The following is an 11,912-nucleotide window of genomic DNA, read 5'->3' on the forward strand; positions in this document are numbered from 1 at the left end:
GCTATTTTGACTGGGCAGTCTGTTGGCCTTTTTATGGGGCAACGACGGCTCGGGACTCTTTTTACAGGGCAGCGTAGGGCAACACAACTGATGAGCAAAAAACTCCATATTAAAACTTGGGGCTGTCAAATGAATGAGTACGACTCATCCAAGATGGCGGATCTTTTAGGCGAATACCAAGGTTACACCTTAACTGAAGAAGCGGAAGAAGCAGATATTCTACTGCTAAACACTTGTTCTATCCGCGAAAAAGCGCAGGAAAAAGTGTTCCATCAGTTAGGTCGTTGGAAAACCCTCAAAGATAAAAATCCCGATCTGATTATTGGTGTGGGTGGTTGTGTTGCATCGCAGGAAGGTAAGGCGATCAAAGACCGTGCTCAGTGCGTCGACATCATCTTTGGACCACAGACACTGCACCGTCTGCCAGATATGATCGACCAAGTACGTCGTGGCGAAAAGGCCGTGATCGACGTGAGCTTCCCTGAAATCGAGAAATTTGACCGTCTACCAGAACCGCGCGCCGAAGGCCCAACGGCGTTTGTGTCTATCATGGAAGGTTGCAGCAAGTACTGTTCATTCTGCGTGGTGCCTTATACCCGTGGTGAAGAAGTCAGCCGTCCATCGGACGACATCATCCTCGAGATTGCCCAACTGGCAGAACAAGGTGTGCGCGAAGTCAACCTGCTCGGTCAAAACGTTAACGCCTACCGTGGTGCAACCCACGATGGCGGCATTTGTACCTTTGCCGAGCTATTACGCTATGTCGCCGCTATCGATGGTATCGACCGTATTCGCTTCACCACCAGTCACCCGATAGAATTTACGCAGGACATTATCGACGTTTACGAAGATACCCCTGAATTAGTCAGCTTCCTGCATTTACCAGTGCAATCCGGTTCTGACCGCATTCTGACGGCAATGAAGCGTGGCCATATGGCGATTGAGTACAAGTCAATCATCCGCCGTCTGCGTAAAGCTCGCCCAGATATCCAAATCAGCTCTGACTTTATCATTGGCTTCCCAGGCGAAACCAAAGAAGACTTCGCCGATACCATGAAGCTGATTGAAGATGTAGGCTTTGACCACAGCTTTAGCTTTATCTACAGTGCGCGCCCAGGTACACCTGCGGCAGATTTACCCGATGACGTTGATATGGAAGAGAAAAAACAACGTCTGGCGATTCTGCAGGACCGTATCACTCAACAAGCTATGCGTTACAGCCGCCATATGATGGGCACAGTACAACGTATTCTGGTTGAAGGCCCATCGGTGAAAAACCCTATGGAGCTGCGCGGCCGTACCGAAAACAACCGTGTCGTCAACTTCGAAGGTCTGCCAAAGCACATTGGTAGCTTTGTGGATGTCGAAATTGTTGACGTTTACACTAACTCACTGCGCGGTAAATTTATCCGTGGTGAAGATGAAATGGATCTGCGCCGCAACCTGCGCCCATCGGATATTCTGGCCAAACACAAACAGGATGACGATCTCGGTGTGACACAATTTAAACCTTAAGGGTTTAAAATCGAGCAAGCAGCACCTATATCAGGGCGACATGGTTTAGCTAACCTCAGTGTCGCCCTTTTTGTTTTGTGTACTTTTGCCTTTTATAGAGCAGTCATTCAAAACCCTTGGGCTTAACGATTTTCCGTTAGCAATTATCCGCTATGGCTCGTAAACTGAGATTATCTTCTGATTAGAGACTGCGATAGCAAACAGGCATCGCACTTGGCTTTTCACTCAGCACTTTGCTTGGTATTTGACAATAGGAGTACTATTTGTCCAGTAAATTAACCACAATGAATCTGTATCTCGAACCCGCAGAAACCCGCCGTTTGGCCTCGCTGTGCGGTCCCTTCGATGACAATATCAAACAGATTGAGCGTCGCGTTGGCGTTGAGATAGTCCGTAAGAACAACCATTTTCAAATTACCGGACTGCCGCGTAACTGTTTAAGTGCCAATAACTTACTTAAGCAGCTCTATATCGAGACCCAAACGGTCAAGGGCAGCACGCCAGACCTCGATCCTGAGCAGGTGCATTTGGCAATTCAAGAAGCCATCGCCCTCGAACAGGACGACAGCGGTGACGATAAATCTTTATTTATCAAAACCCGCCGTGGTGTGATTAAACCGCGCAACCCCAACCAAAGCACCTATGTGGCCAACATTGTGCGCCATGATATTACCTTTGGTATTGGCCCTGCGGGAACGGGTAAAACCTACTTAGCAGTGGCCGCCGCCGTTGATGCATTAGAGCGTCAAGAAGTGCGCCGTATTCTGCTCACCCGCCCCGCGGTTGAAGCAGGGGAAAAACTCGGCTTCTTACCCGGTGATTTAAGCCAGAAAGTCGACCCTTACCTGCGCCCACTTTATGATGCCTTGTTCGAAATGCTCGGCTTTGAAAAGGTGGAACGCTTAATTGAGAAAAACGTCATCGAAGTGGCGCCGCTCGCCTATATGCGTGGTCGCACCCTAAACGATGCCTTTATTATTCTCGATGAGAGCCAGAACACCACGGTCGAACAGATGAAGATGTTCTTAACCCGTATTGGCTTTAACTCGCGCGCGGTGATCACGGGTGACATCACCCAGACAGACTTACCCAAACATGTTAAGTCGGGTCTGCGCCACGCCATTGAAGTCCTGAGCCAAGTCGAGGAAATCAGCTTTAACTTCTTCGTGTCTCAAGACGTAGTGCGTCACCCTGTGGTTGCTCGGATTGTTGAAGCCTATGATGCTTACGATCGTAAGGAGCAAGCGTTAAAGGCCGAGAAAGAGCGCCGCGACTATCAACAAGCGCATCCACAAACGCAACAGGAAGTCTTAAAGCATGAGTCTTGATTTAGCCTTAGATGTGCAATACGCCACGGCGAGTGACTATCTGCCCAGTGAAGAGCAGTTTGCTCTTTGGGTAAAAACCGCCATTGGTAACAGCATGGAACAGGCGGAGCTGACCATTCGCATCGTCGATGCCCGTGAAAGCCAAATGCTAAACAGCACCTACAGAGGGAAAGACAAACCGACCAATGTGTTGTCGTTTCCCTTTGAAGCACCGCCAGAAATTGAACTTCCACTGCTTGGAGATCTTGTCATTTGTGCCGCAGTCGTTGAAAATGAAGCGCGTGAACAAGATAAAACCCTAGAAGCCCATTGGGCACACATGGTTGTACATGGTTGCCTGCATCTGCTAGGTTATGATCACATTGAAGACGAAGAAGCCGAAGAGATGGAGTCGTTAGAGACTCAACTCATTGAAAGCTTAGGTTTTACTGACCCATATAAGGAACAATAATTAACCGCGGTGCACAGCATCAAGGTTAATGAGAAAACTATGAGTGACGATATCCCCCCGAGTACGAGCGCCCAAAAGAAAGGCTGGTTTGACAGAGTAAGTCAGTTATTTCAGGGCGAACCTCAAAATCGCGAAGACTTAGTCGATGTGATTGATGGCGCAGAACAGCGCGAGTTAATCACCGAAGACACCCGCGAAATGATCAAAGGTGTATTAGAAGTTTCTGATATGCGTGTTCGGGATATTATGATCCCACGAGCTCAAATTGTTGCGATTCAAATCGACAATACCGTCGAAGAATTGCTCGCAACTGTTATCGGTTCAGGCCATTCTCGCTTCCCTGTGGTTAACGAAGATAAAGACCATATCGAAGGCATTTTACTGGCTAAAGATTTGATCCCTTATGGTTTCTCAAACAGTGAAGAACCCTTCTCCCTTGAGCGCGTGATCCGCCCCGCCGTCGTTGTGCCTGAGAGCAAACGCGTCGATGTGTTACTCAAAGAATTCCGCTCCCAGCGTTACCATATGGCGATTGTCGTCGACGAATACGGCGGCGTATCGGGTCTGGTAACCATTGAAGATATTCTCGAAGAAATTGTCGGTGAGATTGAAGACGAATTCGACCACGATAGCCCTGAAGACACTGAGATCCGCAAGGTCGGTAACACTGTCTACATGGTGAAAGCGTTGACGCCTATCGAGGATTTTAACGAAGAATTCAACACTCACTTCAGCGATGAAGAGTTTGATACCGTCGGTGGTTTAGTGTCCCATGCCTTTGGTCATCTGCCAGAGCGCAATGAGAGCATTATGATCGAAGGTATTGAATTTAAAGTCATCAATGCCGATACCAGACGCTTAATCCAACTCAGAGTTAAACTCCCCGATCCCAATATCGGTGAAGACGTAGAATAAGCCTCTGCGTAAGAATAACGCTCAGTGTAAGAAGAATTATCCGTGCTAACTAACATTCGGGCTTTTGCCCAACAAAAGTCCCGACTGAGCGTGTTACGGCTCGTGCTGGCGTTTATTTTAGGCGCCAGTACGGCGCTTTCCTTTGCCCCTTATTCCTTGTGGATTATCTATCCCGTCGCCATGGCCTTAGCCCTGTGGCTGAGTGGCTCCTTGACTCCTAAAGCCAGCTTCTTCCATTGGTTAAGCTTTGGTTTTGGCTGTTTTGCCGTTGGGATCAGTTGGGTGCATGTTAGTATGGACACCTTCGGTGGCCTACCCTTAGCCGCGTCAGTGGGGCTAATGGCACTGTTAGCCCTCTATTTAGCCCTCTATCCGGCCTTAACGGGTCTCGGTTTAGCATGGTTGACTCGCACTAATACTCCGTCGCTATGGCGTAACCAGCTCCTCTTCCCCGCGCTTTGGGTCTTAACCGAATGGGCTAGAGGCTGGGTGATGACAGGATTTCCCTGGATCTGGGCCGGCTACTCCCAAACCCAAGGTCCATTAAAGGAACTCGCGAGTATTATTGGTGCCCTAGGACTCAGTTTCTTAATTGCGATGCTCGCAGGCGCCTTAGCCCTATGTTTTAGCAAGCGCTACAAAAGCCTGATGGTTTTACTGCCCATCATCGCAGTTGCGGCTTGGGTTGCCCCAAAGCTAACGCAGATCCAGCCGACAGGCGAATCAGTTAAAGTTGCATTGGTGCAGGGAAACATTCCCCAGAGTATGAAATGGGAACCCGAGGCGCTCTGGCCAACCCTATTGAAATACATGGATTTATCCCGTGAGCACTTCGACGCTGACATTATCGTCTGGCCAGAAGCTGCTATCCCGGCGCCAGAATCTATGGTGCAAGACTTTTTGGATAATGCTAACAAGGTTGCCAACCTTAACCACACTTCCATCATCACGGGGATTATTAGCCGTCAACAGAACGAGTTTTATAACTCTTTGATCGTGCTAGGTAACCATAATCAAAAGCAGCAAGATACGCCGGATTATGAGAGCGATGGCAGCAACCAGTTTAAGAAACACCATCTACTGCCTATCGGCGAGTTTGTACCCTTTGAAGCCTTACTGCGCCCGATTGCACCTTTCTTCAATCTGCCGATGTCCTCCTTCGCTCGGGGCGATTATCAACAGCCGAACTTGAGCGCCGTAGGCCATAAAATTGCTCCGGCAATTTGTTATGAAATCGCCTTCCCAGAACAGCTGCGTGACAGTGTTAACCTCGGCACCGATCTGCTGTTAACCGTATCGAACGATGCGTGGTTTGGTACCTCAAATGGGCCGTTGCAGCATATGGAAATTGCCCAAATGCGCGCCATCGAATTAGGCCGTCCGCTAGTGCGCGCCACCAACAACGGTGTGACCGCGGTAGTTGATGAGAAAGGCAATATCACAGCTGCACTACCGCAATTCGAAACGGGTGTACTGAGCGCGACGATTCCACTGGTTACAGGCCAAACTTGGTTTGCCAAAATCGGCCAAACACCACTGCTACTGCTGTGTGGCGCGCTGCTGTTCGTCGGGTTTATTCGTCGTAAAAAATAACAATAGAGTTAGAAATTGATTAATCAGAAACGCATTCAAGGTTTTACCTTAATCGAACTCGTCGTCGTTATCATAGTGCTCGGGATTTTAGCGGTTATTGCGGCGCCGAAATTTATCGGTATGAGCAAAGAGGCGCGGGAGAAAAGTCTGCTGCAACTCCAAGCCAGCGTCAAAACCGCCAATACCTTGGCCTATTCCAAGACCCAAATGCCCAGTTTGCAAAGCCAAGCCGTTGTAGGCCGTGACGATATTATCGACATCGACCTCGATGGTGATGGCGACCCCGACACCCGTCTCAAGTGGGGATATCTGGACAATACCGATATCGAAAAATGGATAACGAAAGACGATAAACTCGTCATCCAATATCAAGGCATTGATATTACTTACATTGGTTACGACTTAAATGACAATTCTATCGTAGATGACGATCAGTGTTATTTCCGCTACACCCAAGCTGCCGATTCGAGCACTCCGCCGCTTTACGATATCAATGTTCAAGGCTGTTAATGACTCACAAAAAAACGACGCAAAGCGTCGTTTTTTTATTTATGCGAGCAGAAGAAAAATCCTTAAGGCGTTAACGCCTCGCGGGTAAACTCCTCATGGTCACACTCGGGGCAATCAGGGATCACTCCCGGGAACTCGATACTCATTTCATGGCCGCAGTTAGTGCATACCATCACCCCTTGGCTGACAATATCGCCACTTTGGTAATAGCCGTGGTGCTTGAAGTCTTGAGTCAACTCGTGCCACTCCACTTGGCTGCGGTCAGTGATTTCACTTAACCAATGCCAAAGGGTGTTTTCAAGGGTGATCACCGTCGGGCTGTGACTTAAGCTGTCGGCATTTTGCTCACGCAAAAAGCTGGCGATATCACGCTTTAAGAATTGCTCCACTAAGGCGAGTTCATCTTCCCCTGCTTGTTCTTTGAGGCGTAAAAACTCCTTCCCTTGAGTGACAGACTTAAATAAATTCTTTGCAGTCAGCGAGTTATCTTCCGCAAATTGCGCTTTCACTTCGTTAATTAAGGCTTGATACAATCCTAGTAGCGCACTACTTCTATCATTCATAACCAATACTCCTTCATAGAACCTTTTTAATGCATCGCTTCTAGTTTATTCTATGCAGATCTTATTCGCGTCGATATGGCGTTAGATCAAATAAATAGGCGGCACTGCCGGAAATAGCGTGATGCAAGAGCAATATAATCCCTCAGAAATTGAAGCCTTAGTGCAAAAGCACTGGCACGACAACAAAACCTTTGAAGTTACTGAAGATGCGAACAAAGAAAAGTTTTATTGCCTTTCGATGTTCCCCTATCCTTCAGGTCGACTCCACATGGGACACGTTCGCAACTATACCATAGGCGATGTGGTTGCCCGCTTCCAGCGTCTTCAAGGCAAAAACGTGCTACAACCTATCGGTTGGGACTCTTTCGGTTTGCCTGCAGAAAACGCCGCAATCAACAACAAAACAGCGCCAGCACCATGGACTTATCAAAATATTGAGTACATGAAGAATCAGCTAAAACTGTTAGGTTTTGGCTATGACTGGAGCCGTGAAATCGCCACTTGTACCCCAGAATACTACCGCTGGGAACAATGGTTCTTCACTAAACTGTACGAAAAAGGCTTAGTTTACAAGAAGACAGCTTCTGTTAACTGGTGCCCTAACGATGAAACCGTACTGGCAAACGAGCAGGTACAAGACGGTTGCTGCTGGCGTTGTGATACCCCTGTAGAACAAAAAGAAATTCCACAGTGGTTCATTAAGATCACCGCCTACGCTGAAGAACTGTTAAACGATATCGACACCTTAGACGGCTGGCCTGAGCAAGTTAAGACCATGCAGCGCAACTGGATTGGTCGCAGTGAAGGCGTTGAAATGACCTTCGGTGTAGCGGGTAGCGATAAGTCATTCGATATCTACACAACGCGTCCCGATACCTTAATGGGCGTAACCTATGTGGCTATTGCTGCGGGTCATCCATTAGCAGAATTAGCCGCTCAATCTAACCCAGAGCTGGCTCAATTTATTGAAGAGTGCAAAAACAGCACCACTTCAGAAGCCGATTTGGCCACCATGGAAAAACGTGGTGTGGCGACTGGTCTATACGCAATTCACCCCATCTCTGGCAAACAAGTGCCCATTTGGGCGGCGAACTTTGTACTGATGAACTACGGCACCGGCGCCGTGATGTCAGTCCCTGGCCACGACCAACGCGATTACGAATTTGCTAAAAAGTACAATCTGTCCATCGAAGCGGTAATCAAGCCTGTTGATGGCGACTTAGACATCAGCGAAGCGGCTTACACCGAAAAAGGCGTACTGTTTAACTCTGGCGAGTTCGACGGTTTAGACTTTGACGGCGCCTTCAATGCCATCGCCGACAAGTTAGTGGCTGAAGGTAAAGGCAAACGCCAAGTCAACTACCGTCTGCGCGACTGGGGTGTATCACGTCAACGTTACTGGGGCGCACCTATTCCTATGGTGACCTTAGCCGACGGCACTGTTATTCCAACGCCTGAAGATCAACTGCCAGTTATTCTGCCAGAAGATGTGGTGATGGATGGTATTCAAAGCCCAATCAAGGCCGACAAAGAATGGGCGAAAACCCAAGTTAACGGCCAAGATGCGCTGCGCGAAACCGATACCTTCGATACCTTTATGGAATCTTCTTGGTATTACGCCCGTTACTGCAGCCCACAAGCAGACCAAATGTTAGATCCGACTAAGGCTAACTACTGGTTACCAGTAGATCAGTATATTGGTGGTATCGAACACGCTTGTATGCACTTGTTATACTTCCGCTTCTTCCACAAGTTGTTGCGTGATGCGGGTCTAGTTAACTCTAACGAGCCAGCAAAACAACTGCTGACTCAGGGCATGGTTTTAGCCGATGCCTTCTACTACACCAATGACAAGGGTGCCCGTGTATGGGTGTCTCCGCTGGATGTAGTAACCACAGAAAAAGACGATAAAGGCCGAGTCACCAAAGCCATCGATAAAGACGGTAACGAGCTGGTTTATACCGGTATGAGCAAGATGTCGAAGTCGAAAAACAACGGTATCGATCCTCAGGTGATGGTTGAGAAATACGGCGCCGACACAGTTCGTTTGTTTATGATGTTCGCCTCTCCACCAGAATTAACCCTGGAATGGCAAGAGTCTGGCGTTGAAGGCGCGCACCGCTTTATCAAACGTCTGTGGAAACTGGCCAGCGATTATGTGGCGCAGGACAACAGCGAAGCGTTAGACGTGAGCAAATTAACTAGCGAGCAAAAAGCGCTGCGCCGTGAAGTGCACAAGACCATCGCTAAGGTGACCGATGATATCGGCCGTCGTCAGATGTTCAACACCGCGGTTGCCGCCGTGATGGAACTGATGAACCACCTGCAAAAAGCGCCACAAACCACAGGTCAAGACCGAGCCATTATCGGCGAAGCCTTAACTGCGGTAGTGCGTTTACTGTATCCAATCATCCCACACGTGAGCTTTACCCTGTGGAATGAACTGGGCAACACCAACAGCATCGAAGACAGCCAATGGCCTGTTGTCGATGAATCTGCTCTGGTAGAAGACAGCAAGCTCATCGTGGTACAAGTGAACGGTAAAGTACGCGCTAAGATCACTGTCGCTGCCGATGCTGACCAAGCGTCTGTTGAGGCTTTGGGTATGGCGGACGAGCAAGTCATCAAGTACTTAGATGGTGTTACGGTTCGTAAAGTTATCTATGTACCCGGTAAACTGCTCAGCATCGTTGCCAACTAACATCGTTGCTGTGATAAACGGATGCTGTCCACAAGACAAACAGGAAACCGCGAAAACTTATGCTAATTAAACGCTTAGCTTTCGCAATCATGGCGCTGGTTCTTATGACCAGCGCAGGTTGCGGTTTTAAGCTTCAACGTAGCTATCAAATCCCCGAGCAGCTCAATCAACTCAGTTTGAGTAGCTCGGACGAATACAGCGAACTCACCCGTTTGGTGCGTGAGCGGTTACGTTTGAACAACGTCAAGATTGTCGATGCCGCCAATGATGTGCCTGTGTTAAGGCTCATCACCGACTCCTTAGAGCGTTCGACCCTGTCACTTTACCCAACGGGCAATGTGGCCGAGTATGAGCTTATCTATTTCGTCGAATTTGCCGTGGCCTTGCCAGGCAAAGAGGCGCAGCCTTTCAAGATTGAAATTCGCCGCGATTACTTAGACGATCCTCGCACCGCACTGGCTAAAAGCCGTGAGATGGAACTGTTAGTCAAAGAAATGCGTATCCAAGCGGCCGACCGGATCCTGCAATCCATGGCCAGCACTGAGGTGAATTAATGCAGGGTCCCAATTAATGTGGCACTGCAACAAAATGTGGAGAGTGATTTAAATGCGTGTTTATCCTGATCAACTCTCCCGCCATCTCAATCCGCTTCACGCTTGCTACCTGATTTTTGGTGATGATCCTTGGTTGCTCGAAACCTCCAAGGATCAGATCCGCCAAGCGGCCAAACGCCAAGGGTTTGAAGAGCGCGTTCAGTTAATTCAAGAAACGGGTTTTAACTGGGGTGACTTGACCCAAGAATGGCAATCCATGAGCCTGTTTTCTAGTCGGCGCATCATTGAGCTAACTCTGCCCAACGCAAAACCCGGTGCAGATGGTTCGGCGGCGCTGCAAGCGTTACTGCAAACGCCTAATCCCGATGTACTGCTGATCCTCGAAGGCCCAAAACTCGCCAGCGAGCAAACCAATAGCAAGTGGTTTAAAACCTTAGATAGCTTAGGGATTTATTTGCCCTGCACCACGCCAGAGGGCGACCAATTCAGACGTTGGCTCGACTCACGCATTGCGCACTTTAAGCTTAATTTACAACCCGATGCGCGCGCTATGCTCTACACCCTGTACGAAGGGAATTTACTCGCCGCCGATCAGGCCATGCAGTTGCTACAACTGTTAAGCCCAAGCCAACCTATTGGTGCTGACGAATTAAGCCATTACTTTGAAGATCAATCCCGCTTTACCGTGTTTCAGCTCACCGATGCACTGCTGAATAATCGTCAAGACAGTGCTCAACATATGCTGGCCCAACTCAACGGTGAAGGCACGGCCATGCCGATTTTACTCTGGGCCTTGTTTAAAGAGCTGCAGCTACTGCTTAGCCTCAAGAGTGAACAAGCCCAAGGCGCGCCCTTAAATAGTCTCTTTGGTAAACATCGAATTTGGGATAAACGCAAACCCTTGTACCAAACCGCGTTGCAGCGCTTAAGCCTCACCCAAATCGAACATATGCTTGCCTTCGCGTCTAAGCTAGAGCTGAACCTAAAGCAATTAGGCCATGAAGATTGGACAGGGCTCAGCCATCTGTGCTTATTATTCGATCCCAAGGCCCACGGCCATTTGGCCCACATCAGCTTAGATTAAGGCACTGACTGAATGCGTATCGGTATTTTAGGCGGCACCTTCGACCCCATACATTACGGCCATATTCGCCCCGCGATGGAAGTCAAAGCTAGCCTCAAGCTGGATAAAATCCTGCTGATGCCCAACCATATTCCGCCGCATAAAAACACCACCCACTCGAGCACGGCGCAGCGGCTCGAAATGGTCGCGCAGGTATGTGCGAGTTTACCCGGCTTCGAGCTCTGTGATATCGAAGCTAAACGCGACAGTCCATCCTATACGGTTGTCACCCTTAAGCAGTTAACTCGGCTTTATCCCGATGACGAACTGTTTTTTATCATGGGGATGGATTCGTTTATTCATCTGCAAAGCTGGCACCAATGGCAGCAATTGTTTGAATTATCCAATATCGTAGTATGTCAGCGCCCGGGCTGGCATTTAGCCGAAGGGCACCCGATGCTGCATGAGTTAAACGTACGTCACGCAACGCTTGATGCGTTAAGTCACTCAAGCGCGCCGCAACATGGACGCATCTTTACCGTCGATATCAGCCCACAGGATATTTCGTCCACCCAAATTCGCTCACAACTGGCGATGGGGGAAATTCCACAGGATGCCCTGCTGCCCGTCACTTTAAATTACATTCAAAAACAACGGCTTTATTTTTCCTAGGCCCAAAATCCCGCGCCAATAATACAAACTCGGCCGCTAAGATAATG

General features: G+C 48.8%; 11 protein-coding genes. 10 read left to right on the forward strand and 1 reads right to left on the reverse strand.

The features are described from left to right. Nucleotides 1-90 precede the first annotated feature (90 nt). From miaB to CBX96_RS13280, 6 genes are all read left to right on the forward strand, one after another. Nucleotides 91-1,515, forward strand: a complete 1,425-nt coding sequence (miaB, locus tag CBX96_RS13255) for a tRNA (N6-isopentenyl adenosine(37)-C2)-methylthiotransferase MiaB (protein ID WP_023268293.1) — start codon at nt 91-93, stop codon at nt 1,513-1,515. A 263-nt stretch (nt 1,516-1,778) separates the two neighbouring features. Beyond that, nucleotides 1,779-2,843 carry a PhoH family protein gene (locus CBX96_RS13260; protein WP_011716124.1) on the forward strand — a complete coding sequence of 355 codons (1,065 nt, stop codon included), beginning with the start codon at nt 1,779-1,781 and terminating at the stop codon, nt 2,841-2,843. Next, complete coding sequence (ybeY, locus tag CBX96_RS13265) at nt 2,833-3,294, forward strand: rRNA maturation RNase YbeY (RefSeq protein ID WP_023268295.1); 462 nt, start codon at nt 2,833-2,835, stop codon at nt 3,292-3,294. The genes CBX96_RS13260 and ybeY overlap by 11 nt, the downstream gene beginning before the upstream one ends. Before the next feature lie 39 nt (nt 3,295-3,333). Continuing rightward, the gene (corC, locus tag CBX96_RS13270; protein WP_039978917.1) at nt 3,334-4,209 is read left to right on the forward strand and encodes a CNNM family magnesium/cobalt transport protein CorC; all 876 of its coding nucleotides are present in this window, start codon (nt 3,334-3,336) and stop codon (nt 4,207-4,209) included. Nucleotides 4,210-4,251: 42 nt separating this feature from the next. Further along, a complete protein-coding gene (gene lnt, locus CBX96_RS13275; RefSeq protein WP_109287017.1) occupies nt 4,252-5,802 on the forward strand; it encodes an apolipoprotein N-acyltransferase in 1,551 nt (516 codons plus the stop codon). 15 nt (nt 5,803-5,817) lie between these two features. Further along, the gene (locus CBX96_RS13280) at nt 5,818-6,312 is read left to right on the forward strand and encodes a type II secretion system protein (RefSeq protein WP_181382204.1); all 495 of its coding nucleotides are present in this window, start codon (nt 5,818-5,820) and stop codon (nt 6,310-6,312) included. A 62-nt stretch (nt 6,313-6,374) separates the two neighbouring features. On the opposite strand, the gene CBX96_RS13285 is transcribed toward CBX96_RS13280, so the two are convergent. Further along, complete coding sequence (locus tag CBX96_RS13285; RefSeq protein WP_011621790.1) at nt 6,375-6,875, reverse strand: zinc ribbon-containing protein; 501 nt, start codon at nt 6,873-6,875, stop codon at nt 6,375-6,377. A 121-nt stretch (nt 6,876-6,996) separates the two neighbouring features. Here CBX96_RS13285 and leuS point away from each other — a divergent pair, with 121 nt between their 5' ends. From leuS to nadD, 4 genes are read left to right on the forward strand one after another with little or no spacing between them, the layout of a single operon-like run. Beyond that, the gene (leuS, locus tag CBX96_RS13290) at nt 6,997-9,576 is read left to right on the forward strand and encodes a leucine--tRNA ligase (protein ID WP_109287018.1); all 2,580 of its coding nucleotides are present in this window, start codon (nt 6,997-6,999) and stop codon (nt 9,574-9,576) included. Nucleotides 9,577-9,635: 59 nt separating this feature from the next. After that, nucleotides 9,636-10,130, forward strand: a complete 495-nt coding sequence (lptE, locus tag CBX96_RS13295) for an LPS assembly lipoprotein LptE (protein WP_055648086.1) — start codon at nt 9,636-9,638, stop codon at nt 10,128-10,130. A 52-nt stretch (nt 10,131-10,182) separates the two neighbouring features. Next, on the forward strand, nt 10,183-11,214 hold the full coding sequence (gene holA / locus CBX96_RS13300; RefSeq protein ID WP_023268302.1) for a DNA polymerase III subunit delta: 1,032 nt from the start codon (nt 10,183-10,185) through the stop codon (nt 11,212-11,214). Nucleotides 11,215-11,226: 12 nt separating this feature from the next. After that, a complete protein-coding gene (gene nadD, locus CBX96_RS13305; RefSeq protein WP_109287019.1) occupies nt 11,227-11,865 on the forward strand; it encodes a nicotinate-nucleotide adenylyltransferase in 639 nt (212 codons plus the stop codon). Nucleotides 11,866-11,912: the final 47 nt, after the last annotated feature.

It is taken from the genome of Shewanella sp. BC20 (assembly GCF_003129585.1).
Lineage (GTDB): Bacteria > Pseudomonadota > Gammaproteobacteria > Enterobacterales > Shewanellaceae > Shewanella > Shewanella seohaensis.